The following is a 24,421-nucleotide window of genomic DNA, read 5'->3' on the forward strand; positions in this document are numbered from 1 at the left end:
TGGCGTCATCAGGCGAAGACAACGCACTCTGCGGCATCAACCATCCGCCCCTGAGGGGAACTGATGTCGCTGAAGATGTTCGACACGAAGGACGCGATCCCGGAAGCGCTGCGCGAGTCCGCGATCGAAACGAAGGACGGCAAGTGGGCCGTCTCCGACACCGAAGGGCTCCGCAGCTCGCAGCAGCGCATCCTCGACGAGAAGAAGCGCCTGCAGGACGAGTTTGAGCAGATGAAGCAGTCGCTCGGCGGGCTGAGCCCGGAGCAGATCAAGAAGTTCCGCGAAGACATGACGCGCCTCGAAGACGAACAGGCCCGCAAGGCCGGCGACTTCGACAAGATCCTTGAGAAGCGCATCGGCGAGACGAAGGCCGAATACGAGAAGCGCCTGGCTGAGCTGGCGCCGTACAAGCAGAAGTATCAGGACCGGGAACTCGAGATCGCGATCCGCGATGCCGCGAGCAAGGCGGGCGTCATCGCCACGGACCTGCCCTTCGTGCTGGACATCGTGAAGGGCCGCCGCGTCGCGTACGACGAAAAGACCGGCAAGCCGGTGGTGCTCGACAAGGATGGCGATCCGACGGGGCTCACCGTCGAGAAGTTCTTCGCCGACACGTTCAAGACGGAAGCGCCGAAGTTCTACGAACCGGCCGGCGGATCCGGCGGTGGCGCGGGTGGCGGCAACAGCGGTGGCAAGCCCACCGGCACGGCTGGCGCGGTGTCCATCACCGACAACGCGGGGTTCATCGCGAACCTCGACAAGATCGCGGCTGGTCAGGTCAAGGTCGCGTCGTAACGCAGGACCGGTCGCGCGGAGCGCGATCTACAGCAGGACCGTGCACACCAGCGTCGCGCTGAGCGCGTGCTGATTCGCTCCCATGTGGGGGCGTTCGGTGCGCGCGCAGCGCGATCGCATATCCGCGATCGGGGCGCGCGCGAACTCAACAGGAGCTGACTGATGGCCAACACACTCACGGACATTGTCCCGATCCTCGTCGCCCAGGGGCTGCAGACGCTGCGCAATGCGTGCGTCATGCCGCGTCTGGTCAACACCGACTACTCGAACGAGCCGGCGAATCAGGGCGACGTCGTCAACCTCTGGATCCCCTCGGCGCAGTCGGTGGCCGACGTGTCCCCGAGCGCGGCGCCGATTCAGGCGGCCGACTCGCAGCCGGTGAAGGCGCAGATCCCGCTCAACAAGTGGCGCCGCTCGGGCTTCTATCTGACCGACAAGCAGATGGAAGAGATCGTGAGCGTGCCGGGCTTCAAGTCGAAGCAGACGGGCGAAGCGGTGAAGGCGCTCGCCGAGGACATCAACGCGTTCATCTTCCAGCAGTACAAGAAGGTGTACGGCTACCAGGGCACGGCGGGCACCACGCCGTTCGCCACGGACGTCTCGGCCGCGACCGGCGCCCGCAAGCAGCTCAACCTGCAGCGTGCCCCGCTCGCTGATCGCCGCTTCGTCCTCGACGTGAACGCCGAAGCCAACGCGCTCGGCCTCGCGGCCTTCAACGCGCAGTACTCGTCGGGCACGACCTCGGCCATCATCGATGGCACGCTCGGTCGTCGCCTCGGCTTCGACTTCGCGATGGACCAGCAGGTCCCGACGCACACGTCGACGGCCCTCTCGGCCGGCGCGGCGACGGTGAACGGCGCGCAGACGGTCAACCAGGGCAGCACGGACGCCGGTCGCACGGGCACCGTCTCGATCGCCAAGGCGACCAACGCGTCCAACCTCGTGGCGGGCGACATCATCAGCTTCGCGGGTGATAACCAGACGTACGTGGTCCTCGCGGACGTCACGCTCGCCGTCGGCAACACGACGGTCAGCATCGCGCCGGCCCTGCAGACCGCCAAGTCGGGCGGTGAAGCCATGACGCTCCGGGCCACGCACGTGGTGAACCTCGCGTTCCACCGCGACGCGTTCGGCTTCGTCTCGCGCCCGCTGGTGACGGCGTCGCAGAACATCGCCGAGATGATGAGCGTGGTCGACCCGGTCTCGGGTGTCGCGCTCCGCCTCGAGGTAGTGCGCCAGAACAAGCAGTGGCTGTTCGACTTCGACGTGCTCTACGGCGCCGCCTGCGTGCGCCCGGAGCTCGCGACGCGCTACGCCGGCTGATTCGCCCGGGGAGGGGGTCCGGCGTCGGTGCTACTGCGGTGGCCCGGCGTCGTGACCCCCGACCCGTTCGTACTTCTCCTCCTCTCGCCCTGCCCCGACTATGTCCGACACCTTCGTTCCGCTCTCGGTCCCGCAGCCCCAGCCGCCGACGATGAAGATCGTCTCCGAGGACACCGAGGACGGGTTCATTGTCATCAACGTGGCCGACTTCGATGCGGCCACGATGAAGCCGTTCGACGCCCCGAAGCGCGGCCGCGCCGCGTCGGCCGAGTAAGCCGCCGTGGCGCTCGCGCTCGTCCTCGAAGACGGCAGCGGCCGTGCGGACGCCAACACGTTCCTGCTCTATGCGGACGCGACGGCGATCCTTGAGGCCTCGCCGTTCGCGAGTGCCTGGACGAGCGTGACGCAGGGGATCGCCGAGCAGTGCTTGGCCGAGGCCACCGCGTGGCTGTCGCGGGCGCCGTGGGACGGCGTCGCGACGACGACGACGCAGGCGCTTGCCTTCCCCCGCGCGTGGCTTGAGACGCGCGATGGCTACGCCGTCGCGTCGAACCTCATCCCGCTCTGGCTCAAGCAGGCCACGGCGCGTCTCGCCTTCTGGCTGTCGCAGCAAAGCGCCACGCCCTGGAGTAAGACCGGCCTTGAGCCGGGCACCGAGCTGCAGCTGCCCGGTGGGCTCAAGCTCACGCCCGCGAGCGGCGCCGTGATGCCGCCCGATGTGCGCGCCCTGATCTGTCCGTTTCTGCGGCCCGGCACCATGGTGGTGCGCGCGTAATGGCGCTCGATCTCGTCGCCCTCACCACGCGCGCGGTCCGCACCGCGACCGGCGTCGGTGTGACGGGGCCCGTGACGATCACGCGGCCGGCGCCCGCGCCGAACCCGCTCACCGGGGTCGCCAGCGGCTCCTCGGTGTCGCAGACGGCCGATGCCGTGGCCGGGTCGCCGCGGAAGTTTGGCCGGCGCGGCGACTCCCGCTGGGCGCAAGCCTCGCAGGGCCTCTTCATCGCCGCCGGGGCGCTCACCTTCGCGCCGGCGATCGGGCACGTGTGCCAGTTCGGAGGATCGACATTCCGCGTTGTCGCGGTCGACGACTACAACCCCACGGGCGCGACGCTCGGCTACTTCGTGGGGCTCGCGCTGTGAGCGATCCGCTCGCGCTCGTCTACGACTTCGAGGCCGATCTCTCGCGCTTCGGCGACGCCGTGGAGAACGGCGCCACGCTCGTGCTGCGCGAAGCCGGCGACACGACCGCCGAGGCGATCGTAATCGGCAACCAGTACGGGCCCGGCGTGCCAATCGATACCGGCTGGGCGCGGGCCAGCTTCGTGGCGGCCCTGAACGAGCCGGCGGAAGGGCGCGGCGAGCGTCCCTTCATCTCGCGGAAGGTGAACCCCGCCGGGCGGGTCCTCTTCCCCGAGACAATCGACCTGGCGCCGATCGGCCGCGCCCAGCTCGGCGACGCGATCTACATCACCACCGTCGTTGAGTACGCGCAGGTCCTCGAGTTCCAGCCGAAGACGCGACGGTATGGCCCGAACGCCGGGCGCTCGACCGTGTTCATCGAACCGGTCCATGCGCGCTTCGGCGCGATCGTGGACGATGCCGCCGACCGCGTCGGCTACGGGCGGGCCTGATGGCGACCAACTGGGGCGATGCGCTGATCGTCGCCTTGCGGGCCGTGCTCGTCACGGTGAGCGGGCTGCCGGCGACGCGCGCCTGGCAGAACACGTCCGTCACCCCCGGCGCGACCACGCCGCACGTCGCGGATCGGTTCGTCGCCTTTGACTCCAACGACCGCGAATGCGGCCCCACCGCGTGGCAGCGCACCGTCGCCACGTATCGCGTGGACGTGCGCCAGCCCATCGGGATCGACGCCTTCGATGCGATGAGTCTCGCGGCCGCGATCTCCGACGCCTTCAAGACGGCGTGCGGCGCGGCATCGCTCAAGGTGTCCGGGACCTACCCGGTGGAGATGCTGGCATCCCGCATCGGGCCAGCGCAGGACCTCGACGCGTGGCTGGTCGTGCCCGTGTCGCTCACGCTCACGTTCGACCACCCCTGACGAACTCACCGGAGTAACAGCCCATGCCCAACGCAACCGCCAGAGGCTATCAGGTCGGCGTGCTGAAGGAGACGACCTTCGGAACCACGCCGGCGAGCCCGCTGCAGCTCATGCGCACGACGAGCGCCGCGATCAAAGTCGCGAGCTCGTTCGTCGAGTCGGAAGAAATCCAGCTGTACGAAGTCCCGGATCTGATCCGCGTCTCCGCCGACGGCACCTTCGAAATCAACGGCGAGTACTCCTACGGCGCGTTCCACACGCTGCTGGAAGGCATCTTCGCGAACACGTGGACGACGAACGTACTCTCGGTCGGCTCGACGAAGACCTCGTTCACGATTGAGGATCAGTACACCGACGCCACGAAGTTCCTGCCCGGCAAGGGCTGCCTCGTGGAGTCGATCGCCGTGTCGCTGCAGCAGGGCTCGAAGATCACGTTCAAGATCACGGGCCGTATCGGCGTCGTGCCGACGGCGTACGCGGGCGCCACGGCCGGCACCGGCGCGGCCACGGCGGCCGGCACGAACGCGATCCTCAGCCCGATCGCCTCGATCCAGCTGCTGCAGGAAGGCGGCTCCCTCGACCTCAAGGGCGTGGGCGTCACGCAGTTCAACTTCGAGTTCAGCCGCCCGGGCATCGCGCAGCCGCAGCTCGGCAGCCTCTCGCTCTCGGGGCTCGACCCGTCGACGTTCGTCGCGAAGGGCTCGGCCTCGCTGTACGTGCCGACCACGGGCGCGTCGGCGCTCCTCGACAAGTACCTCGGCGACACGGCCACCTCGCTCGCGGCCACGCTCGGCGGCGCGTCGAACCTGAAGGACGCCTACCTCTGGAACCAGGTGAAGTTCACCGACGGCGGCATCGCGCCGGTGGGCCGTGGGCAGGCCTGCATCCAGTCGTTCCAGTGGCAGGCGCGCTACGACGCCACGAACACGACCTGCAAGATCACGCGCACGCCGTAAGGCGGCGGTTGTCCCCGGTGGGCGTCGCACGGCGCCCGCCGGTTTCCCTCTCTCACGAGAATTGGCATGGCCAAGATCAGCACGCTCCAGTTCACGCGCCGCGCCGAGGCGGGCGCCGAGTGCCCGCTCATGGACCCGCTGGCCCCCGAGCAGCCGCTGCTCGGCGCCGACGGCGTGCAAGCGAACCTCATTCTCCTCGGCACCGATTCGGCGGTCGCGAAGCGCCACCAGCAGGCGCGCGCGGCCCTCATGCAGTCGCGCCTCTACGCGTCGGCGTTCAGCCAGAAGACGGACAAGACCGAGGTGGCGCCCGAGGTGACGGCCGAGGATGTCGCGGAGCAGGAAGCCGCCGAGCTCGACCTGCTCGTCGCGCTCACGGTCGGCTGGCGGGGCTTCGAGGATGACGAGGGGGCGCCGGTGCCGTGCACGTCGGCAACCGTCCGCGCGCTGTACGAGCAATGCCCGCCGATCCGTGCGCAAGCGCTGACCTTCGTGACGGACCGCGCGCGTTTTTTCGCCGCGTCGGCGACGCCGTCCGCGCCGTCGCTGCCCATCGCCTCGGCCTGAACCGTCGCGTGCAGGGGCTCACGGTCCGAGAACATCTCGAGCGCGCCGCGGCGGTGGATCCCGCGGCCGCGCGCGAGCTCGTCGGACCGCCGATGCCGCCGGTCGGCCTCACCGCCTGGCACACGTTTGATGCCCTGCACCGGGCCCGCCCGATGTCCGCGCAGGGCGTGACGCCGATCAGCTATACCGAACTCGACGCCTTCCGTCGCCTCACCGGCACGCCGCTCACCCCGCTCGACGTGCAGCTCGTGCGCATCATCGACGAGGTCTACCTCGACGAGTATGCCCGAGCGATGGCGCCTGAGCCCACGGACGTTCCCCCGCTGGAGGCCTGATGGCCAGTCTCGCACAGCTCGGGGTCGTCATTGACAGCGGTGGCGCCAAGAAGGGCGCCGGCGAAATCCGGCAGGAGCTTGCGGCCGTCGGCACCGCGGCGAAGAGCACGGCGGCCGCGGTCGCGTCGGCGAGCAACACGGTCACGCAGAGCTTCGAAGAGCAGGTTCGGGCGCAGCAGAAGGCGCAGGCCGAAGCCAACCGGCTGGCCAACGAGCAGCGCCGGCTGACGAACGTGCAGCGCGAGCATGCGGCCATCGCCCAGCAGGCGGCCGAGCAGCAGGCTGCGGCAGCGGCCAAGGTCGCCGAGGCGGAAGAAAAGAAAGCGCGGGCAATCGCACTTGCCGAAGTGCAAGCGTACAAAATGGCGGCATCTATGCAGAAAGCCGCCGAAGATTTGGGGTTAGGGCATCATCAGGCGATGATGTTGCGCGGCAGCGTTACATCGCTCGCGACGTCGCTGACGGGTACTCTCGGACCAGCGAACACCCTCGCGTCAACGCTTGCTAGCTTCGCACTAGGGAATGCCGCGACCGTGGGCGTGATTGCCGGCATCGCCGCGATCGCCGCTGGATATGACGCGATCACCGCCGGCGCGCGTGAGGCGACGAAGGCGACGCAGGAGGCCATCAAGGCCTCCGACGAGCTACGCAAGAAGCAGCGGCAAGGCGCCACCGGCGACCTCCCAGAGCAGACGCGCACGTTGTTGCGCGAGCAGGCCAAGGCGACGCGCGAGCTGGCCGACGCCCAGCGGAACCTCAACGAGCTACGCAACGTCGGCTCCGCCACCGGTGCGAAGACCGGCGTGAGCGGGGCCGACCAGCAGGCGGCGGCCCTCGCGACCACCGCCGCGAAGATCAAGGACCTGCAGGATCGTATCGCGACGAACCAGCGCGAGATCAACCGCGTCCTCGGTGAAGCGAACGCGGACTACTCGCGCGCGACGACTGAGCAGCTGGCGACGCTCGTCCGCAACAACGCGGCCACCGTCAGCGAGCAGCAGCAGCTGCGGGATCGCCTGAAGAACCTGCAGGAGGACCTGCGGCAGAATGTCTCGATCGGCGGTGATCCTGCGGCCCGCGCGCGCCTCGTGTCGGACATCCAGACGATCAAGTCCGTCTACGATGCGCAGGGCAAGGCGGCTGCGAAGGCGGCGTCAGAGGAGGAGAAGTGGGGCGCCAAGGTCACCGCGATCTTTGCCGACGTGCAGCGGGTCGTCGACGAGTCGGAGGCGAAGCAGCGTGATGCGGTCAAGCGCACCCAGGAGCAGCGCGACAAGGCCTACGCGAGCATCGCCGAGTCCATCGTTGGGCGCCAGCGCGACATCGATGTCACGCGCGAGCAGATCGAGCAGCTGCAGGGCAACGCGAACGCCTACGACGCCCTCGCCGAAGCACGGGCCGAGGAGAAGGCGGTCGCGGAAGCGCGCGCCAAGCTGCCGAAGGATGACACCCTTGATCCCGAGGTCGAGGCGCGCATCCGGTCGCAGGTCAAGGAGTGGTACGAGCTCTCCCAGGCGCTGGCCGAGGCGAAGAAGCGGCGCGATGCGCTCTCGAGCTGGGACGGCTCCGATCCGTTCAAGATCCCCGACAAGACGAAGGACACGCGCGCGTGGAACGACGCGCTGAGCGAGGTCACGACGACGCTGCGGAAAATGTCCGGCGTGCTCAACGGCACGGGGAGCGATGCGGTGAAGATGCTGGGCGCCATCACGGTGGCGGTCGAAGGGCTGATGAAGGCCCAGAAGCGCGCCGACGAGATGCGGAAGAACAACCAGAGCCTCTCGGGCGGTGAGCAGGTCGCGACGGCCGCCGGTGGCGTGGTGGGGGCGTTCGGTGGCGGCTACGCCGTCGGGTCGATGACGACGAGCAAGACCGGCGGCGCGCTGGCGGGCGCAGCCACGGGCGCACTGACCGGCGCCGCGGCGGGCTCGGTCATCCCGGTCATCGGCACGGCGGTTGGCGCCATCATCGGTGGGATCGTGGGCGGCATTGGTGGGCTCCTCGGGGCGGCCAACTCCGGGAAGCAGGCGGCCGCGCAGATGGCGATCGCGCAGCAGCAGCTGCAGAAGTCGCTCGAGGGGATCCGTGCCACCTTCGCCGGCGATTCGCTCTCGGCTGCCATCGCACAGGCCCGCTCGCAGTTTGACGACCTGCGCAAGGCGACCGAGGCCGCGTACTCTGGCAAGAAGAACGAGGCCGAGCGGAACAAGGTCCTCGCCGAGCTGAACACCCTCGAAGCGCAGCGCATCGAGATCCTCAAGGCGCAGTATGCCGAAGCGCTCCGCCTGGCGAACCTCGACCTCGACGCGCGTCTTGCGGCCGCGCAGGGTCGCAGCGGTGAAGCGGACCGGATCCGCGAGCAGATCGCCGCGCAGAAGGAGCTCAACGCGGCCATCGACCAGTACGGCAAGGATTCCGCCTACGTCGAGAAGCTGCGCGAGGTGCAGGCGGCCGAGCAGGCGGCCGCTGATGCGGCGCGTCAGGCCGCCGAGGCCGAGAAGAAGCGGCAGCGCGAGGCCTTCGGGCTCGACCTCACGGCCCGCCGGCAGACCCTGAACGGCGACGATCGCGGGGCGTTCATCACGCGCCAGACGATCGCCAACAACTCGGCGCTCGCGCAGGCGCAGGAACTGGTTGCGGCCGGCACGATCACGGCCGAGATGTTCGAGCAGCTCAAGACGCTCCTCGGCGACGAGTTTACCAAGGCCCTGCAGGACTTCGACGCGGCGGCCGAGAAGGCCAAGCAGCAGGTGCAGGACGACCTCGCCGTGCGGGCGCTGGTGGCGCAGGGGCGCGACAAAGAGGCGGCCCAGCTGCGGCGCGACATCGCCAACCGCAACGAGCTGGCGAACATCACCGACGAGGCGGTGCGGGCGCAGATCCTGTACGTGCAGGGGCTGGAAGCGCAGGCGATTGCCACGGCGGAGGCCGCGGCGGCCGCCCAGGCGTATGCCGACAAGATCGCCGACATCGACCGGCGGAAGATCGACGCCCTCAAGGTGGTGAATCCCGAGCTCGCCAAGGAGCTCGAGGCCAAGCAGGTCGAGATCGACCGCGCCAAGGAGCTGGCCGGCGCGACCGACGACGCGATGCGCGCGCGCCTCGAGGAGCTCTACGCGTTGCAGGATCAGGCCGCGGCCATGCAGGCGCTCGCCGAAAACATGGACAAGGCGACCAAGGCCGCGCAGGACTTGGCCAACTTCAGCTCCGACCTTGAGACGCAGTGGCTACAGGCCACGGGTAAGACGTTCGAGGCGTCGGTGAAGGAGCTGAACGACTGGCGCGAGACGATGCGGAAGAACGCGGCTGCCAACGGGCTCGCGAACGACCCGGTTACGCAGCAGAAGATCGACGACATCTACAACGCCAAGTACAACAAGCTCGTCGCGGACACGATGAACGCTGCGACCCCGGCGGGCAGCAGTGCGGCGGGCGGGCCGCTCGACCCGTCGGTGCGGTACTCGAACGACCTCGCCTTCAACGCGACCAGCGAGTCCACCTCGCTCCGCCTGATCGACGTCGCGCTCTCGCAGCTCACCGTCCTGCGCAGCATCGACGGCAAGGTGGGGGGCGCGAACGGGGGCGGCGTCACGGTGCAGATCACGATCACGGGCACACCGCTCGTTGCGCAGACCCCACAGGAGCTGGCAAACAACCTCGCCACCCAGCTCGTGCCCGTGCTCGACGAGTATAGCGGGCGGAAGATCGGGGTCGAGAACCGCCGGCTCGGCACCACGGCGCTGACGTAACATGGCCCTCGCCGAGCTGGAGTACTGGTCGAACTACCCGCAGGCCGGGGGCGTCCGCTTGGGCGCCCTCTACCCACTCGCGTCGTGCACGATGACCGAGGCGATCGACGGCTCGGACGAGTGCCAGCTCTCGGGCCCGGACAGTGTCCTCCGCGTCGTCACGCGCGGCATGGTCATTCGTGCCACCGATGCCGTCGGCCGTCTCCGGGAGCATCGCATTCGCTCCCGCAAGCGGACGCTCGGGGACGGAATGCGCACGCTGATCGGCATCTCGCCGCGCGATGAACTCGGACGGGTCGGGCCGATTACGCAAACCGTGGGCGGCGTGACCTCGATCGATATCGCGGGCTCGCGCACGATCACGGGCTGGTGGACCGATATCGTGCAGCCCTTCCTCGCGGCCAAAGGCTACAGCTGGTTCATCCTGGGCACGGTGAGCTACACCGCGCCGGTCATCATCCCGGCAAGCACCACGGGCTATTCCCCGCTCTCTTGGCTGCGCCAGGTGGAGACCCTGACCGGCATAGAGACGCGCGTACGCCGCGTCTCGGACACGCAGTACGCCATTGACTTCCTCACGGCCATCGGCAGCACCGCGCCGATCATCGGCGTGGCGACGTCGCGGAATCTCGTGGAGCTGGCGGAGACTGAGGAGGACGACGGGCAGGTCTCGGCCGTGATGCCGCTCGGTGACACCGTGGATGGCAAGCGTGCCACCCTGGGCGAGAATGCGTGGAAGCTTGGCACCATCCCCGGGAGTGCCCCGTATTGGGTGCCGCTCACGGATCCGGACGGCGGCGCTGGGCCGATCGCGTTCGATAGCCAGTTCGGCACTGGCTCGACCTCGCAGGGCGCGTACCTGCTCCTCAAGGACGCCACGGTCCTTCAGGTGCAGGACAGTCGCGCGAGCGACAACGCGGTGCTCCTCAGCGCGACCACCGGCCTCACGGCTGGCGATCTCGTCCAGTTCGTGAAGGACAGCAGCGCCACGCGTCTGCTCGAGCTCACCAATCCAGCGCTCACGGTCCGCAATGCCAAGGTCGGCGACTTCACGGGGCGCGGCGAGCGAAACCTTGTCCGTGACGGCGTCTTCTCCGCGTGGACTGACATTCAGACGCCAACCTTCTGGACCGCACGTAGCTCGGCGTGGCTGCAGCGGTATCCACGCACCAACCCGACGACGCTCTCGTGCAGTGCGACGCGCCTCGGAACGCCGGACAGTGGCGTGACGTGGAACTCGATCACGATCACGGGGGCCCCGGCCAACTTCATCTTCTATCGCGACGACTACTTGGTGCTCGGCGCGACGCAGGCCCGGGTGCGCGCGGCAGCGCAGATGAATGGGAGTGGCACCGGGACGGTCTTGATCGACGCGGCTTCCCTGGCATCGGGCACCCTCGCGTGCAGCCTGTGGTCCACCATCCTGACGCGCCCCACGGCCTTTCCGAATGACGGGACCACCAATGACCTGCTGCGCTTTGGTGAGTTCAGCACCATCGGCTCCGCTGGCTTTGGCGGATCTGGATTCGGCATGGGCACGCCTTCCGGACAGCTGGATGCCAATCTCCTGCACGCGGAGGCCTTGATCTACAAGGTGAAATACGTAGCGGGTTTGTCAGCGGTCTATGCTGCGGCGGCCTTCACGTGCATCTCGAACAGTGCCTCGGTATCCAACCTCGACAGCGGTGGATCGCCCACAGACGACCCGTCGCTGATCTATACGCGCAAGCTGCCGGGCATTGTCATTCACAAGAACGGTGTGAACACCGCGACCGGCTACGCGATCGCGAGCACAACGTTGCCGGCAAACTCGACCGCCCATTACTCGCTGGCCTGTAGCACCACGATCAGCGCCGACACCCAGATCATGCTGCGCTGCTTCCCCGCGGCATCGACGGGCAACGGCGTAACGACCTATCTGCGCTGGGCCACGGTCTGGCTCGCGTCCTCGACCAACCCGGGGCCGATCAGCGACAGCGCCAAGGGCAACCTGCTCTGGCAGCGCGCCAATCGGGAACTCGTGGCCCGCGTGCTGAGCGTGCGCTCGCTCACCGTCACCCTGCGGGAGCTCGCCACGGTGGTCGGCTACGTCCCCGCTGCCGAATCGATCACGCTTGGCGGGACGCTCACGCTCGACGACCTCGGCATCAGCGTGCGCGTCGTGGCCGTGACCTTCGATCTCCTCGACCCGCAGAACACGCGGGTAACGCTCGACTCGCGCCCGCCCTCGCTGGTGCGCTACCTCGCCGAACGGGTGTGACATGAAGATCAACGGACAGACGGACACGAACCTCGGGCTCAAGCTCGTGAGCCTCTCCGGGTGGATGGAGGGGCCGATGATGAATCGCAGCCTCACCGCCCTGCCGCAGGTGCTCGGCAGCGTCCCCGCCGGCTTTGCGACGGCGTCGCCGCGCCAGATCGAATGCACGTTCCGCATCGACGCGGCGGGGCTGAGCGAGCGCGAGGCCAAAATGGCGACCGTGCAGGATGCCCTCGCCGGGCTCCTGCTGTTGTCGTTCGACGATCACCCCACGCGGCTCATCCGGGCCGTCGCGACGAGCATTGTGGCCACCGGCATCACCGAGCGGGCCATCCTCATCGTGCCCTCGTTCACGGTGACGATCCGCTTCGTGGCGTGGGATCCCGCGTCGTACGACGAGGAGCCGTCGGTGATCAGCTTCGGCAGTGCGCCGAAGCCGATCCCCATGGGCACGCTGCCCTCCCCTGGCGTCGTGTTCATCACCGGGGCGCTGTCCGCCGGCAGCTCGCGCACCCTCACCTATCGCTCGTTCAACGGGATCGCGTACGGGTCGCTCACCCTCACGCCCCCGAGCTCGCCGGCGGAATCGCTCGGCGCGAACGACTGGCTCGAGGTGAACCTCCTCCGGCGCACGATCATCAAGTGCACCTCCGGCGGGACGCGCGCCTCGGTCTATCACTGGAAGACGGCGGGCGCGTGGTTCACGCTGGAGCCGGCCGACAGCTTCCGCACGAGCAGCATCTACCCGACGCTCGCGATCGATTCGGGCGCCGCGTCCTACGTCTATCGCCGCGCCTGGGCGCTCTGAGGCCACGCCATGTCCCTGTACGCGCCGTTTGGCGTCCCGATCCCCGCCTCGCCGCTCGAATCCGTCTCGCGCTGCCTGTTCCACCTCGCGGTGCAGTCGATCGAGTGGGATCCGTCGACCGGGGCGATCATCGCCGAGAGCGGGCACACCGGGCTCCTGACGCGGGCGGCCACGGCCTCGCCGATCGACATCAACGCGACGACCTACACCGCGCAGTATCACCAGCTCGCCTTCGAGGTTCGGCCGTTCCTGAACCCAGGCACGCGCGACACCGCAATGCTGCTCATGGGCGGCAGCGATGTGCTGCCGTTCGCCGCGCAGTTCCTGCCGACGCAGCTCTGCGGGCTGGCCGAGTTCGTCGAGACCACCGCCTGCGGCTTCCGCTTCAGCATCTCGAACGCGGCGGTGTCGGGGGCTTCGCTCGTCATCGATGCGTCGGGCGGGGTCTACCGCATCACGCACAACAACGGGTCGGCGTCCGTCTCGGCGAGCATGGGGAGCGGCACCTCCGCCGGCGACCGGATCCAGCTCTACTGGTCGCTCGACAGCAGCGGCGTCGTCCAGCTCTGGCAGACCAAGCTCGGCGTCGGGCAGACGACGTCAGGAGCGTCGGGCGCGCCGTCGGGCGGACTGGCGGCCGCGTGGCCGGCCAGCACGAACATCTATGTGAACAGCAACGGCACGGGCACCGTCGGCCAGATGGCGTTCCGCCGGCTCAAGATGCTGCCGACCGCGATCGACTTCACCAGCCTCCAGACGGTGCGCTGATGCCCCTCGCCGTCTGCTTCCACGCCTCCACGCGGGCGCTGCTGGGCGTCTCTCCAACCACCGAGGATCTGCTCGCGCAGCTCGGCGGCAGCTACCCGCCACAGTCGATCACCACGGTACTCCCGGAGTGGGCGGACGTCCCGCCGGCGCCGTACGCGTGGGATCCGGCGCTCGCCAACTTCTCCCTGCCCAGGCGCACCGAGCTGCTCTCGCAGCAGCAGTTCATGGACCGGTGGGAGCTGTCCGGTGCAGGCCCGTGCATGGACCTCCTCTTCGCCCTGGAGGCCAAGGACTCCGCCGGCGGCGCCTACGCGCGGAAGGTGCTCACCCGCTTCCGCACGGCGCGCGGCATCGATCCGGCGGATCCCCGCACGGTGCAGCTCACGGACGCGCTGCTCGGCATGGGCCTCACCCAGTCGCCACCGCTGCTCACCAGCCAGCAGGCGGCCGACGCGCGCGCCGTCATCCTCGCGCCGCTGTGACGCCGCTCGCCACGCCAATCCGCGTCGAGTTCATCGGCGGGCGCAATGTGCGCGTGCTCGAGGCGATCACGTGGAGCGGGCCGTACCCGATGCGCATCCCCGCGGACTTCGTGTCGGACGGCGGCACGATCCCCGCGATCGCGTGGCCGGTCGTGGGCCATCCGTTCAGCGCGTCGGTGCTCATCGCGTATCTCCTGCATGACGCCGATCTCGCGGCGGGGCACCCGTATCGCGAGGCCACCGCACGTCTGGATGCGCGACTCCGCGCGCTGCAGATCGCGCACGCGCGACGCTGGGCGATCGTGACCGCCGTGCGCGTGAACGGCTGGTTGCGCTCGCCGGCCGGCTGAGCGCGACGCCCGGCGCGGATGTGGGGACCCCATCCCCACAACATGGGCGCTGTTGGGTGGGCTGGTCTGGAGCGATACCGCACCTTGCGGCATATGACGCTCGACTTCGCCGCGATGCTCAGCGCCGTTGCCCTTGCCGGGGGCGCCATCTACTCCGCCGGACGCCTGAACGAACGGGTCGAACGCCACGAAGCGGACACCGTCCGTCGCTTGGAGTCGCTCGAAGAGGCGAACAGCACACGCATTACCCGTGAGGAGCTCGACGCTCGCTTCAGCGCGCTGAAGGGACAGCTCGACACCATCACGACGATGCTTACGAAACTCACGACCACCGGGGGGTGATCTGTGCAGCTGTCCAAAGTGTGGGCCCTGTGGTTGCTGGTGTCCCAGGTGTTGAACGCGGCGGTCGCCGCGCTCTCGACGATCATCGCCGCGCCCACGCCCGACGGGCCGCTCGCGATCTGGAAGGCGAAGGCGCTGCTCATTCACGGCGCGATCGGCTTCGTGCTCGCGATCATGCAGGCCTTCGCCAAGTCGCTGACGGACGCAAACAACGACGGCATCCCGGACATCTTCCAGGGCACGCCGTAACGTGGGCCGTCTCCCGCTCCCGCCCGCTGAGATCCCCGTCTGCCGCGACCTGCAGGTCCTGGCACCGGGCTTTCGGATGCGCCTCGACCTCGTGATCGATGACCTGCAGCGTGCAGGCTTCGATCCGATGGTCGTCGAGACGCTGCGGACGTCAGAGCGGCAGCGGTTCCTCTTCGGCTTCGGTCGCGACTACGACGACGGGCGCGGCGTGGTGACGCACTCGTCGGACTGCGACGAGACGTGGCACGGCTTCGGCCTCGCGGCGGACATCATCAGCGCCTCGAAGCGCTGGGACGCGGCACCCGCCTTCTGGACGGCGCTCGGGGCGGCCTGCCGCATCCGGGGCCTCACGTGGGGCGGCGACTGGAACGGCAATGGCTCGAGCGACGATGAGCGCTTCGTCGATCGCCCGCACGTGCAGTTCGGTCCGCCGATGCGTCGCTCGCCCTCGCCGCGCGCCGCGCGCCTGCTCGCCGAGGGCGGGATGCCGGCCGTGTGGAAGGAAGTGGGGGCGCTGTGACCGCACGCGCGGTGCTCGCCCTCGCCATCATCGCGCTGCTCGCCCTGGGCGCCGCCTTCGCGCTCGGCTGGCAGCAGCACAGCACGCGGACGGACCGCGCCCTGCGCTCGGCGCAGCATGAGACGGACTCGCTCCGCCTCGCGCTGGCCACGAACGTGGCGACGGTCGTGCACGACACGGCGCGCATCGACTCGATCGTCACGCGGTGGCGGCGACGGGTGGACACGCTGCCGGGGCGCGTGGATACGCTGCCCGGTCGGGTGGACACCGTGCCGCTCCTGCGCTTCGCTGACTCGGTGATCACGACGCTCGACAGCTCGCGGCGCCAGTGCGTGGCCGTGCTGAACGACTGCGCGTCCACGGCGGCCGCGCTTACGCGACGGGCCACGCAGGCCGAGGCGCGCATCGCCGTGCTCGAAGGCACCCAGCAGGCCCGCGACCGCTGGCGCACCGCCGAGCGGATCGTCTGCGCGACCTCGCTCGCGACCAACTTCATCCAGTGGAGAGCCTACCGGTGAGACTTCGCATCGCCGTCCCGCTCATTCTGATCGCCACCGCGTGCCTGTCTGCGTTCGCCACGTGCGCGAAGGCCTCCGGCTCGCCTGATGCGATCCCCGACGATCTCGTCCTGACGACCGAGCGCCTCGCGGCCGACTCGGCGCGCGTGATCGCCAAGTGGCAGCCCGCCTGCGACGCGAAGGGCTGCGCCGATGGCTACGCGGTGGCCTGGACGAACGGCGGCAAGACCGTGCGCACCGCGACCGTCACCGGCACGGCCGATACCGTGCGCATGGGCCTCCCGCCCTACGGCGACTCGACGCGCATCACCTTCGCGATTACGACAACGCGGCGCGGCAAGCAGGGCCCCACAAAGACAGTAGGCGTGACGCTGATCAACGTGGATGCCCCGCCCCCAGGCGTCGACTCGGTAAAGGTCGACACCGGCCACGTGGCGTTCGCCGACTCGGCCCGCATGGAAGTGTATAGCTCCAGCGGAATGTTTATGCCGCGCGACTCCGCGCTCGTGTTCGAAGGCGATTCGATCCTCGCGATCAACCGGCATTTCATGAAGCCCGGTGGCGTACGACCCGCCGACGATACGACGCACTGGGAGATTCGGAACATCACGGCCGTCATGGAGATGCGGCCGCCGTTCGGCGCGTGGCATGACTCCGTGTGGATCTACGCCGCGTCCTGCGGCTGTAAGGAGTCCGGCGACCCAAACAACCGACCCGTCCTGAACCCAGCGACGGGCAAGTATCAGGTACGCTCGGCATCGGGCGGCTGGCGTCCGGTCACGCCGCTGTCGGCCGATCCCTTCCGCGACGTCGGGACGCGCTGACATGGTCACCATGCCGGCGAACCTGCGGGCGCTGCTCGAGACCCCCATCGGTTCCATGCGCCTCGCGTGGAAGATGGCGGACTGGGCGCGCCTGTCGCCGGTGTTGCAGGCGTGGGCGCACCTCGGCATTCCGTCCGGGATCGGCCTGTCGGGTGACGAGGTCGATGATGTGGTGGCGCACGTGCTGATGCGGGCGTGGCTGCAGGACGTGGTCCCGGATAACCCGAAGACGTGGGCGTGCAAGGTCGCCCGGAACCGCGCCCTCGATCACCTCAAGTCGAAGGACCATAGCCCCCATCGGGTGGACCTTGAGGCGTGCGAGGTCGCGGACGATGGCGCGGAGGACGTCGGCGGCCGTCTCGATGCGGCCCTGCGCGTCACCCGGCTGCGGAACGCCATGCGGCGCCTCCCGGCCGATCAGCGGCGCTGTGTCTATCTGCACTACCTGAAGAACCGGTCGCACGAGGATATCGCGCAGATCCTCGGAATCACGGTGGGCACGTGCAAGATGCGCACGCACCGCGGCGTCAAGTTCCTGCGGTCGCTGTACGACGACGAGCCGATGCCGCGCCTCACCGCGAAGGGCCTGCCCATGCGGGCGCGAGGGCGGCCACGCGTGCGCTCCTGGCGCGAACACGTGCACGAGCTGCGGGCGGATCGGCAGAGCAATGCGGCGACCATCGGCGAGATCCTGCGGCCCGTCGCCGCGCACGTCGAGGTGCTGCCGTGAGCCTCGTCTTCCGCGTCACCCAGCCCACGCCGCGCCTCGTCTCGGTGCAGTTCGTCGAGCGCGGCTCGCAGAGCCCCGTGCCGCGCGACACCGTGCGGGGCTACGCGATGCTCCCGGTCGAGGAGTGGGAGAGCGACCCGTGGCGGGCGGTCCGTGCGGCTGGCACCGAGGAACCCGCATGAGCGACGCGGGGACGCTTTCCAACCTCGAACACGCCTGGCCGCTGCCGTCGGAGGTGACGTTCATCGACGTCAACGCCTACTGGCATCAGGGCACCCGCGTGCACCTCGCGATCTGCTACGCCGACAAGGCGGGGCACGTCCTCCAGCACTACCGCGCGCGGTGCGGCTCTCACCTGTGGCACGAGCTCCTGCTCCCTGCCCTTCGCTCGCACTGTGCCCAGAACGGGCTCCGGTGCGACGTGCACGATACCACCGCCCCGGCGGTGCACCCCCGACCCAAACCCCGAGCCCACGGATGAGCACTGCCCCGATGGATCCCATCCTCGCCGCCCATATCGCGGCGCGCGCGGATCGCGTGCGCGCGCAGTTCCCCGAGATCGACCATGGCCACTACATCGACGTGGTCCTGCAGGCGCGTGCGGCGCGCTACGCCGCGCACCTCGCCGCGATGACCATCACGCCGGACATGGTCCAGTGGGGCATCGCGATGTCTCGCCGCTTCGGCCCGTACGTGCAGATGTGGAACTACGTGGCCGACTGGTTCACGGCGCTCCTCATCATGCGCTACGGCGAGGAGGAGCGCGCGTACGATGCCGCCGAAGTCGAGGCGGCGAAGGCCGAGGGCCGTGAAGCGCAGTGCTCGACCGATCCGCAGCACGCGGGCTGGCCGCTCGCCTTCACCGACGCCGATCGCCAGCGCGCCATGGAGCTCCTCGACGGCAAGAAGTGGCCGGCCGAAGCGTTCACGATCCTTGAGCGCGATCCCATTTCTCTTGCCGCGGAGGGCTAAGCGATGTCTCAGATGACCGATGTGGCCGAGAATGACTTCATCGACACGTACATTCGCGGCCAGACGTCGACCAAGCCGGCGACCTGGTCGATCCGGCTCTACACCGCGGCGCCTGGCGAAACCGGCGGCGGCACCGAGGCGAGCTACACCAACTACGCGGCCGTGACGCAGGCGGCGTCGCTCGCGAACTTCGCGGGCACGCAGAGCGCCGGCAGCACGACGGCGTCGAGCGGTACCGGGGGACAGACCTCGAACAACAACGCGCTCACGTGGGGCACGGCGGCGGGCTCGGGTCCGCAGACGCTCACGAACTTCGCGTGGTGCTCGGGGACGACGCCGTGGTACTACGGCACGCTTACCAGCTCGCGCACGATCAACAACGGGGATGCGGCGCCCACGGCGGCGGCAGGCCAGTTCACCCTCACGGCGCAGTAAGGGGCACGCATGGCACGCCAAACGCTGGTCGATTCCGGGCGGTCCGGTGGCGCCCTCGTCACGCTCGCGACGACGTCGCTCAACGCGATTGCCGACGCGGCCGCCGTCGAGGTCGACGTCGCCAACGACACCGACCGCGATATCCTGGTCGATCTGGAGCTACAGATCTCCTTCGGCACGGCGCCGACGGCGGACAAGACGATCGACGTCTACTGGCGCCGCACGATCGACGGCACGAACTACGAAGACAGCAGCGCCTCGCGCCCACCGGCGAACGGGGGCGTCGGGTCGTTCGTGCTCGACAACACGACGTCCGCGCAGCGCAAGATCCTGCCGGGCGTCGTGATCCCGCCCAAGGGCGGCAAGCTGGTCATTCGCTCCAGCGCCGGCCAGACGGCCGCCAGCAGCGGCAACGTGCTGCGCGGGCTTTTCTACAACCCGGGGATCGTCTGATGCCGCTCTATCAGATCCTGACGGCTGCCGGCGATGTCGTGCGCGAGTCGACCGTGCAGAACGACGTCGTTGCGGCTGGGTTGCGCGAGGGCGAGACGTTGCACGTGATCGCCGACCTCGACGCCGTTCCCGATCGCAACCTGAAAGCCTGGGACTCCGTCGCGAAGGCATACGTTGATCGCGTCGACGAAAACGCGGCGCCGCGCGTCGTGACGACGATGTCGGTTCTCGACTTCAAGGCGCGGTTCACCGATACCGAACGGCTGCGGATCGATCTTGCCGAGATCGCACACCCTGACCTGACGACGCGGGCGCTGCTGAAGCGCGTGCGCGAAGACCTGTCCGACTGCAAGGATAAGGTCTGCGATCGGGCCGACCCGCGGATTCAGCGGGGCGTCGCCTTCCTGACGACGGTCACGTACGACGGGGCGCCCTTGCTGACACAGCCGCGAATGCTGGCGATCATCGGCGCGGACGCGTTCAACCCGGCGAACCTCGCGTAACGTGCTGTATCGCTCGCCGTTCACTGCAAACGGTCCGTCTGTAATCACACCGTCAAAGGTGGGGTTAAACGTCCCGTGGCTGCTCGATAGCGCAATTCATGGGATTATCGCACGGCGAACGTTTCAGAACTCAAGCGGGCAAGCTGCCTACTCTGCGCTCCAACAGTTCGGGCGCTTTAAGCGCATCGCTCCGACGACCGGCGTTAACGCACAAGCGCTTCAAAACCAAAGCCGCATTGCTTGGCGTGCATTCTTCTCGGACGGCAATAACTCAAACCTTTTGTACACGTTTCCAGACCACAGTTTTGTTCCGTGGTTTCCGTCCGCATATAACGCAACCATCATCGTTGAGCATTTCAAGCGCGATACCGATTTCATCCTGAGTACCAATCCCGGAAGTGCTTTTGGAACGGTGGAGTCGTTTGCAAATCGCTGCTCAGCGCACGTTCCTGAGGGGAACTGGGTAGACTGGGATATGGGCGATCTTACCCAGCGCGTGCAGTTTAACTGGGCAGCAAACCAAACGCTGTACCCTACTATGCGCTGGCACACCTTTGGGTTTCTGAGCCGTGGATTTCATCGCTCCATATGGATCGACGGAACAAAGGTCGCGGAACTAACGGCCACCTATTCCAACAGTGTCGGCAACTGCACGAACTGGGCGTGGGCGGGGCATACGTCCTATGGTGCGCCGTACAACTCAGGCGGCAACAACGATTACGGGTTCTGTGGGTTCTGGAACTACGCGTTTACTGACGCGCAAATGGCGATAGCGACGCGCGACATCCAGCAGCTCCGCAACGGCGGAACGGACGTGTCAGTAATGGTTCCCTCGCGACGACTGGTGCCGAAGTTCGATCTAAGCGTCAGCGGGTGGGCGGCGGTATGATCGGTGCCGGGTGGTCGCAGCAGGTAGCACGCACAATAGAGAGCGCGAAGCTCTTCGCGCTCGGGGGCTATCGACACGCGCATACGTTCGTCGGCTCGCGACCCGTCAGGCCGATTAACACGCAATCGACCTACATCGGCGAAGTAGAGAGCGCGATCGCGCGCGGGCGGCGCGTGATCGCCTCATCGAAAGCGCTGGTTAATACGCCTGGCGTCACGCTTCCGCAGATCGACACGACGGCATATACCCAGCTCATCGGGTACGCATGGGAACCGCCGAATTATGTCGGGCAATCGTGGCGTTCGACCGATGCGAGCACGGTCGACTATGTCGGGTACCAGACTGTCGCGGCGGGACTCAACGAGTATTTCGCCGGGTCGTACTGCGGCTACGGTGGCGACTATCAGCTCGCTGCCCATGTGCGCGTCGGCGGCACGTACTACACGAACGCATACGCTGAGGTTGGCTACGGCACCGGAAACGCCCCGGCCGGGCCGCTCGTGGTTGCGTCCAGGTGGGTCTCCGGCGTTGCGCTCACTGTGCAGGCGCACGATGCGAGCGGGCGTGTCTGGAAGCGCGGAACGATTTCGTCGACGGTCGGAGTTTCAGGAACCGCAAATTTCTCTGGCGCATATCCGCACCGACTGTGCGGAACTTCGACTCCGGACGCGGATCTCGGCTCGCTTATTCCAACGCTCTTTGTTGGCCTTTGGACGCGCGTACTCTCTGACGCCGAACTAAGCGCGCTCGTGCGTGAAGCTTGCGCGTTTTCCAAACGTCCGAACCTGCTCGGCCTCCCCGCGACCTATGCGCCGCGCGTGGCGGCGACCGATTCGCTGAAACTGCGCGCCAACACCAACGGGGCGCGCGCGCTGTTTACGCTGGGCTAACCCTTTCCTCTCACTCTTCCGACCATGCCAAGCCAAGTCATCGCCTCTGCTTACAGTGACGGTCCAACGCTCACCGCGGCCGCTGCCGCGTCGTGCGTGCCGACGTACGTGCCGACGACGTTGCCGGCCGGGTACTTTCAGGTTGGCCGCAAGTGGCGGCTGCGCGCGAGTGGCCGTATCTCGTGCGCCGTGACGACGCCGGGCACGGCGCGCTTCGACTTGCGCCTCGGCGGCGTCGTGGCGTTCGATACGCAGGCGATGCCGCTCAACATCGTGGCGCAGACGAACGTGCCGTGGGTGCTCGATGTCCTGCTCACGTGCCGTGCGGTCGGCTCGGGGACGAGTGCCAACCTCATTGGGCAGGGCTTTTGGCTCTCGCCGGCCTCGATCAACACCGCCGCGCCCGCAACCGGCCCCGGCCCCGGTGGGCAGATGGTGCCGTACAACATCGCCCCGGCGGTGGGCACGGGCTTCAATTCGCAGTCCGCGCTGACGCTCGACTTCTTCTTCACGCAGACGGTCGCCACGGGCTCGCTGACGCTGCACGATTTCATGCTGGAACAGCTGCTGTAAGGGCTGACCGCGATGCCATGTCTCGTGCCGGCCCTGCCTGACCCGACGCCGCTGCTCGTGCAGGGGGACGAGATGCGGGACGGCATCCTGTCAGTGCTGTCGATACAGGCGCCGATGTTCGCGACGCCGCTGGCGACTCCGCTCACCCCGGATGCGCTGGCGGTGGTCGTGCCGGCGTTGCTGTCGGATAACCTGTACGCGCCGATGCACGAGGACATGGCGTACACCCCAGCGGACGTGCTCTACGATCCGCTGGCGAATCCGGCGCTGCTGCATTTCAACATCGTGTGCCCCGATGGGACGTCGCTCAACGTACTTGACGGGGATATGCCGCTTGTGGGGCAGGTCCCGCAGTCGTCGTCGCGCTGGCTGCTCAACCTGCAAACGAGCGACACCAACGCCGTCGCGGTGGCCAGCGTGCGGTGCCTGGCACTCGATGTCGGGCAGCTCGCCGTCGGGCGTCCCGCCGTGGTTGCCGAAGGGATCAGTAACGGCGCGGGGGTGCTGGCGCTCGAAGTGCCGCAGAACTCCGATTACCTCGTGGTGGCGTATCGCAGCGGCGTCTCGGATCTGGCGGGCGTCAGTGCACAGACCCTGAGCCCCGACCCCGCGTAGCGTGGCCACGACGACGGTCGTCCTGCGTGGCGTCCCCGCCCAGTCGGATGCGCGGGTCGTCCAACTCGCCGGGGTCCCCGCGCAGTTCACGGGCCTCTGTGTCAATCTGTGGCAGGGCGCCACCCTCGTCGCGCAGCGCTGGGTCTTTGAATCGCAGCTCACGTCGTCGTCGCAGACGTTTGCCTTTGCGTTGACCGCTGACGAGCGGTCGCGCATCAGTAACGCCAGCGCGCTGACGATCGCGCAGACGCTCGTCCCCTCGGGCCCCGCCATCTCAGTCGACGTCGATGCCCTCGCGCTCGACATTCTCGGCACAAACACCAACGTCGTTTCGGCGACGCTGTCGGTCACGGCGCTCTTCACGCCGGTCGGCGGCGCCACGGTGGCCGGCAGCGCCACGGTCGTGGTTACCGCGGCGGGCTCGATCAGTGTCGCGAAGCCCGTCTCCGGCGCGGTCGCGGTTGCCCTCATCACGAGTGCGGCGATCGCGGTGGCCAAGCCCGTCGCCGGCGATGCCGTCGTGGCCGCGACGGCAACGGGTGACATCGCGGTCGCGAAGCCGGTCGCGGGTGGTGTCACCACGGCCGTCACGTGCACCGGCTCGATCGCCGTCGCCAAGCCGGTCGCGGGCGATTGCACGGTCGCGGTGACGACGACCGGCAGCGCGATCATCCCGAACCCGATCGCGGGCGCGTGCGCGGTGGCGGTGACCACCACCGGCGCGGCCGCCGTCGCGAAGCCGGTGGCTGGTGATGTCGCGGTGGCGGTGACGACGGCAGGCAGCGCGGCGGTGGCCAAGCCAGTCGCTGGTGACGCGACGGTCGCGGTCACGGCTGCAGGCTCCGTCGCCGTCGCCAAGCCAGTGGCCGGCGACTGCACGGTGGCCGTCACGAGCACGGGGCTGCTCACGCCGGTCGGCTTCGCGGGGAACTGCACCGTCGCGGTGACGGCGAACGGCGATGTCTCGGTGGCGAAGCCGATCAGTGCCGCGGCCACCGTCGCCCTCACCGCCGCGGCCGCGATCGCGGTGGCGAAGCCGGTCGCGGGCAACGTGGCGCTCGCCCTGGTCGCGAGCGGCGATATCGCGGTCAGCAAGCCGGTGGCGGGCGCGGCCACCGTGGCGGTCGTGGCGAGCGGCACGGTAGCGGTCGCGAAACCCGTCGCCGGCGACGTCACCGTCGCGCTCACGGCGGTGGGCGCAGCAACCGTCCTCAAGCCCGTCGCCGGCGCGATCACCGTCCGCGTGCTCGCCGATGGGACGCTGCGGGTGCTGCTGGTCCCCGGGCTCGTCGTGGCGACGCTCACGCTCCGCCACGCCGTCGCCTCGGCGCTCACCTATCGCGCGCTCGTCGACACGACCCTCACCGAGCGCGACAGCATCACGCCCGACCTCACGCTGCGCGATGCCGTCGAGGTCGCGCTCGCCTATCAGTCCGACGACCCGGTACCCTGA

Annotated in this window: 33 protein-coding genes; all 33 read left to right on the forward strand. The window is 68.4% G+C overall.

All coding sequences use genetic code 11. From position 1 onward, the window contains the following. Nucleotides 1-63 precede the first annotated feature (63 nt). Entirely contained in the window at nucleotides 64-795 is a 732-nt protein-coding gene (locus K2R93_12325; protein ID MBY0490619.1) for a hypothetical protein, read from the forward strand. A 162-nt stretch (nucleotides 796-957) separates the two neighbouring features. Then, the gene (locus K2R93_12330) at nucleotides 958-2,118 is read left to right on the forward strand and encodes a hypothetical protein (GenBank protein MBY0490620.1); all 1,161 of its coding nucleotides are present in this window, start codon (nucleotides 958-960) and stop codon (nucleotides 2,116-2,118) included. Nucleotides 2,119-2,218: 100 nt separating this feature from the next. Continuing rightward, nucleotides 2,219-2,392, forward strand: coding sequence for a hypothetical protein (locus tag K2R93_12335; GenBank protein MBY0490621.1), 174 nt, complete (start codon nucleotides 2,219-2,221; stop codon nucleotides 2,390-2,392). Nucleotides 2,393-2,398: 6 nt separating this feature from the next. After that, on the forward strand, nucleotides 2,399-2,893 hold the full coding sequence (locus K2R93_12340; protein ID MBY0490622.1) for a hypothetical protein: 495 nt from the start codon (nucleotides 2,399-2,401) through the stop codon (nucleotides 2,891-2,893). After that, nucleotides 2,893-3,261 carry a hypothetical protein gene (locus tag K2R93_12345; GenBank protein ID MBY0490623.1) on the forward strand — a complete coding sequence of 123 codons (369 nt, stop codon included), beginning with the start codon at nucleotides 2,893-2,895 and terminating at the stop codon, nucleotides 3,259-3,261. Before K2R93_12340 ends, K2R93_12345 begins: the two co-directional genes overlap by 1 nt. Continuing rightward, nucleotides 3,258-3,752 (forward strand): hypothetical protein, encoded by a 495-nt coding sequence (locus K2R93_12350; GenBank protein MBY0490624.1) that lies wholly within the window; start codon nucleotides 3,258-3,260, stop codon nucleotides 3,750-3,752. The genes K2R93_12345 and K2R93_12350 overlap by 4 nt, the downstream gene beginning before the upstream one ends. Further along, nucleotides 3,752-4,180, forward strand: coding sequence for a hypothetical protein (locus K2R93_12355; protein MBY0490625.1), 429 nt, complete (start codon nucleotides 3,752-3,754; stop codon nucleotides 4,178-4,180). The genes K2R93_12350 and K2R93_12355 overlap by 1 nt, the downstream gene beginning before the upstream one ends. A 23-nt stretch (nucleotides 4,181-4,203) precedes the next feature. Further along, nucleotides 4,204-5,136 carry a hypothetical protein gene (locus K2R93_12360; protein MBY0490626.1) on the forward strand — a complete coding sequence of 311 codons (933 nt, stop codon included), beginning with the start codon at nucleotides 4,204-4,206 and terminating at the stop codon, nucleotides 5,134-5,136. A 66-nt stretch (nucleotides 5,137-5,202) separates the two neighbouring features. Beyond that, a complete protein-coding gene (locus tag K2R93_12365; protein ID MBY0490627.1) occupies nucleotides 5,203-5,703 on the forward strand; it encodes a hypothetical protein in 501 nt (166 codons plus the stop codon). An 8-nt stretch (nucleotides 5,704-5,711) separates the two neighbouring features. After that, nucleotides 5,712-6,038, forward strand: coding sequence for a hypothetical protein (locus K2R93_12370; protein ID MBY0490628.1), 327 nt, complete (start codon nucleotides 5,712-5,714; stop codon nucleotides 6,036-6,038). Then, nucleotides 6,038-9,787 carry a hypothetical protein gene (locus K2R93_12375; GenBank protein ID MBY0490629.1) on the forward strand — a complete coding sequence of 1,250 codons (3,750 nt, stop codon included), beginning with the start codon at nucleotides 6,038-6,040 and terminating at the stop codon, nucleotides 9,785-9,787. The genes K2R93_12370 and K2R93_12375 overlap by 1 nt, the downstream gene beginning before the upstream one ends. Before the next feature lies 1 nt (nucleotide 9,788). Continuing rightward, nucleotides 9,789-12,047, forward strand: a complete 2,259-nt coding sequence (locus tag K2R93_12380; GenBank protein MBY0490630.1) for a phage tail protein — start codon at nucleotides 9,789-9,791, stop codon at nucleotides 12,045-12,047. A 1-nt stretch (nucleotide 12,048) separates the two neighbouring features. After that, the gene (locus K2R93_12385; protein ID MBY0490631.1) at nucleotides 12,049-12,855 is read left to right on the forward strand and encodes a hypothetical protein; all 807 of its coding nucleotides are present in this window, start codon (nucleotides 12,049-12,051) and stop codon (nucleotides 12,853-12,855) included. 9 nt (nucleotides 12,856-12,864) lie between these two features. Then, the gene (locus K2R93_12390) at nucleotides 12,865-13,623 is read left to right on the forward strand and encodes a hypothetical protein (GenBank protein MBY0490632.1); all 759 of its coding nucleotides are present in this window, start codon (nucleotides 12,865-12,867) and stop codon (nucleotides 13,621-13,623) included. Then, nucleotides 13,623-14,105: a hypothetical protein gene (locus K2R93_12395; protein ID MBY0490633.1), complete on the forward strand. Its 483-nt coding sequence runs from the start codon at nucleotides 13,623-13,625 to the stop codon at nucleotides 14,103-14,105. Before K2R93_12390 ends, K2R93_12395 begins: the two co-directional genes overlap by 1 nt. Continuing rightward, a complete protein-coding gene (locus K2R93_12400) occupies nucleotides 14,102-14,455 on the forward strand; it encodes a hypothetical protein (protein MBY0490634.1) in 354 nt (117 codons plus the stop codon). Before K2R93_12395 ends, K2R93_12400 begins: the two co-directional genes overlap by 4 nt. Nucleotides 14,456-14,548: 93 nt before the next feature. Beyond that, entirely contained in the window at nucleotides 14,549-14,797 is a 249-nt protein-coding gene (locus K2R93_12405; GenBank protein MBY0490635.1) for a hypothetical protein, read from the forward strand. A 3-nt stretch (nucleotides 14,798-14,800) separates the two neighbouring features. After that, on the forward strand, nucleotides 14,801-15,046 hold the full coding sequence (locus tag K2R93_12410; GenBank protein MBY0490636.1) for a hypothetical protein: 246 nt from the start codon (nucleotides 14,801-14,803) through the stop codon (nucleotides 15,044-15,046). A 1-nt stretch (nucleotide 15,047) separates the two neighbouring features. Beyond that, a complete protein-coding gene (locus tag K2R93_12415; GenBank protein ID MBY0490637.1) occupies nucleotides 15,048-15,566 on the forward strand; it encodes a M15 family metallopeptidase in 519 nt (172 codons plus the stop codon). Then, complete coding sequence (locus K2R93_12420) at nucleotides 15,563-16,084, forward strand: hypothetical protein (GenBank protein MBY0490638.1); 522 nt, start codon at nucleotides 15,563-15,565, stop codon at nucleotides 16,082-16,084. Before K2R93_12415 ends, K2R93_12420 begins: the two co-directional genes overlap by 4 nt. Beyond that, nucleotides 16,081-16,908: a hypothetical protein gene (locus K2R93_12425; protein MBY0490639.1), complete on the forward strand. Its 828-nt coding sequence runs from the start codon at nucleotides 16,081-16,083 to the stop codon at nucleotides 16,906-16,908. Before K2R93_12420 ends, K2R93_12425 begins: the two co-directional genes overlap by 4 nt. A gap of 1 nt (nucleotide 16,909) precedes the next feature. Continuing rightward, nucleotides 16,910-17,638 (forward strand): sigma-70 family RNA polymerase sigma factor, encoded by a 729-nt coding sequence (locus tag K2R93_12430; GenBank protein ID MBY0490640.1) that lies wholly within the window; start codon nucleotides 16,910-16,912, stop codon nucleotides 17,636-17,638. Continuing rightward, entirely contained in the window at nucleotides 17,635-17,820 is a 186-nt protein-coding gene (locus tag K2R93_12435; protein MBY0490641.1) for a hypothetical protein, read from the forward strand. Before K2R93_12430 ends, K2R93_12435 begins: the two co-directional genes overlap by 4 nt. After that, nucleotides 17,817-18,119, forward strand: coding sequence for a hypothetical protein (locus K2R93_12440; GenBank protein MBY0490642.1), 303 nt, complete (start codon nucleotides 17,817-17,819; stop codon nucleotides 18,117-18,119). Before K2R93_12435 ends, K2R93_12440 begins: the two co-directional genes overlap by 4 nt. Further along, a complete protein-coding gene (locus tag K2R93_12445; GenBank protein ID MBY0490643.1) occupies nucleotides 18,116-18,610 on the forward strand; it encodes a hypothetical protein in 495 nt (164 codons plus the stop codon). The genes K2R93_12440 and K2R93_12445 overlap by 4 nt, the downstream gene beginning before the upstream one ends. A 3-nt stretch (nucleotides 18,611-18,613) precedes the next feature. Further along, on the forward strand, nucleotides 18,614-19,045 hold the full coding sequence (locus tag K2R93_12450; GenBank protein MBY0490644.1) for a hypothetical protein: 432 nt from the start codon (nucleotides 18,614-18,616) through the stop codon (nucleotides 19,043-19,045). A gap of 9 nt (nucleotides 19,046-19,054) precedes the next feature. Beyond that, a complete protein-coding gene (locus tag K2R93_12455) occupies nucleotides 19,055-19,498 on the forward strand; it encodes a hypothetical protein (protein MBY0490645.1) in 444 nt (147 codons plus the stop codon). After that, a complete protein-coding gene (locus K2R93_12460; GenBank protein ID MBY0490646.1) occupies nucleotides 19,498-20,001 on the forward strand; it encodes a hypothetical protein in 504 nt (167 codons plus the stop codon). Before K2R93_12455 ends, K2R93_12460 begins: the two co-directional genes overlap by 1 nt. A gap of 1 nt (nucleotide 20,002) precedes the next feature. Then, nucleotides 20,003-20,890 (forward strand): hypothetical protein, encoded by an 888-nt coding sequence (locus K2R93_12465; protein MBY0490647.1) that lies wholly within the window; start codon nucleotides 20,003-20,005, stop codon nucleotides 20,888-20,890. Further along, nucleotides 20,887-21,780 (forward strand): hypothetical protein, encoded by an 894-nt coding sequence (locus K2R93_12470; protein ID MBY0490648.1) that lies wholly within the window; start codon nucleotides 20,887-20,889, stop codon nucleotides 21,778-21,780. Before K2R93_12465 ends, K2R93_12470 begins: the two co-directional genes overlap by 4 nt. 24 nt (nucleotides 21,781-21,804) lie before the next feature. Continuing rightward, complete coding sequence (locus K2R93_12475) at nucleotides 21,805-22,353, forward strand: hypothetical protein (GenBank protein MBY0490649.1); 549 nt, start codon at nucleotides 21,805-21,807, stop codon at nucleotides 22,351-22,353. Nucleotides 22,354-22,365: 12 nt separating this feature from the next. Continuing rightward, nucleotides 22,366-22,968, forward strand: a complete 603-nt coding sequence (locus K2R93_12480) for a hypothetical protein (protein ID MBY0490650.1) — start codon at nucleotides 22,366-22,368, stop codon at nucleotides 22,966-22,968. 1 nt (nucleotide 22,969) lies between these two features. Continuing rightward, on the forward strand, nucleotides 22,970-24,421 hold the full coding sequence (locus tag K2R93_12485) for a hypothetical protein (GenBank protein ID MBY0490651.1): 1,452 nt from the start codon (nucleotides 22,970-22,972) through the stop codon (nucleotides 24,419-24,421).

The organism is Gemmatimonadaceae bacterium, from assembly GCA_019752115.1.
Taxonomy (GTDB): domain Bacteria; phylum Gemmatimonadota; class Gemmatimonadetes; order Gemmatimonadales; family Gemmatimonadaceae; genus Gemmatimonas.

Coding starts and splice junctions, on each gene's coding strand:
- K2R93_12325 (MBY0490619.1), top strand. CDS start 64: ATGTCGCTGAAGATGTTCGACACGAAGGACGCGATCCCGGAAGCGCTG.
- K2R93_12330 (MBY0490620.1), top strand. CDS start 958: ATGGCCAACACACTCACGGACATTGTCCCGATCCTCGTCGCCCAGGGG.
- K2R93_12335 (MBY0490621.1), top strand. CDS start 2,219: ATGTCCGACACCTTCGTTCCGCTCTCGGTCCCGCAGCCCCAGCCGCCG.
- K2R93_12345 (MBY0490623.1), top strand. CDS start 2,893: ATGGCGCTCGATCTCGTCGCCCTCACCACGCGCGCGGTCCGCACCGCG.
- K2R93_12355 (MBY0490625.1), top strand. CDS start 3,752: ATGGCGACCAACTGGGGCGATGCGCTGATCGTCGCCTTGCGGGCCGTG.
- K2R93_12360 (MBY0490626.1), top strand. CDS start 4,204: ATGCCCAACGCAACCGCCAGAGGCTATCAGGTCGGCGTGCTGAAGGAG.
- K2R93_12365 (MBY0490627.1), top strand. CDS start 5,203: ATGGCCAAGATCAGCACGCTCCAGTTCACGCGCCGCGCCGAGGCGGGC.
- K2R93_12375 (MBY0490629.1), top strand. CDS start 6,038: ATGGCCAGTCTCGCACAGCTCGGGGTCGTCATTGACAGCGGTGGCGCC.
- K2R93_12380 (MBY0490630.1), top strand. CDS start 9,789: ATGGCCCTCGCCGAGCTGGAGTACTGGTCGAACTACCCGCAGGCCGGG.
- K2R93_12385 (MBY0490631.1), top strand. CDS start 12,049: ATGAAGATCAACGGACAGACGGACACGAACCTCGGGCTCAAGCTCGTG.
- K2R93_12390 (MBY0490632.1), top strand. CDS start 12,865: ATGTCCCTGTACGCGCCGTTTGGCGTCCCGATCCCCGCCTCGCCGCTC.
- K2R93_12395 (MBY0490633.1), top strand. CDS start 13,623: ATGCCCCTCGCCGTCTGCTTCCACGCCTCCACGCGGGCGCTGCTGGGC.
- K2R93_12405 (MBY0490635.1), top strand. CDS start 14,549: ATGACGCTCGACTTCGCCGCGATGCTCAGCGCCGTTGCCCTTGCCGGG.
- K2R93_12430 (MBY0490640.1), top strand. CDS start 16,910: ATGGTCACCATGCCGGCGAACCTGCGGGCGCTGCTCGAGACCCCCATC.
- K2R93_12440 (MBY0490642.1), top strand. CDS start 17,817: ATGAGCGACGCGGGGACGCTTTCCAACCTCGAACACGCCTGGCCGCTG.
- K2R93_12445 (MBY0490643.1), top strand. CDS start 18,116: ATGAGCACTGCCCCGATGGATCCCATCCTCGCCGCCCATATCGCGGCG.
- K2R93_12450 (MBY0490644.1), top strand. CDS start 18,614: ATGTCTCAGATGACCGATGTGGCCGAGAATGACTTCATCGACACGTAC.
- K2R93_12455 (MBY0490645.1), top strand. CDS start 19,055: ATGGCACGCCAAACGCTGGTCGATTCCGGGCGGTCCGGTGGCGCCCTC.
- K2R93_12460 (MBY0490646.1), top strand. CDS start 19,498: ATGCCGCTCTATCAGATCCTGACGGCTGCCGGCGATGTCGTGCGCGAG.
- K2R93_12470 (MBY0490648.1), top strand. CDS start 20,887: ATGATCGGTGCCGGGTGGTCGCAGCAGGTAGCACGCACAATAGAGAGC.
- K2R93_12475 (MBY0490649.1), top strand. CDS start 21,805: ATGCCAAGCCAAGTCATCGCCTCTGCTTACAGTGACGGTCCAACGCTC.
- K2R93_12480 (MBY0490650.1), top strand. CDS start 22,366: ATGCCATGTCTCGTGCCGGCCCTGCCTGACCCGACGCCGCTGCTCGTG.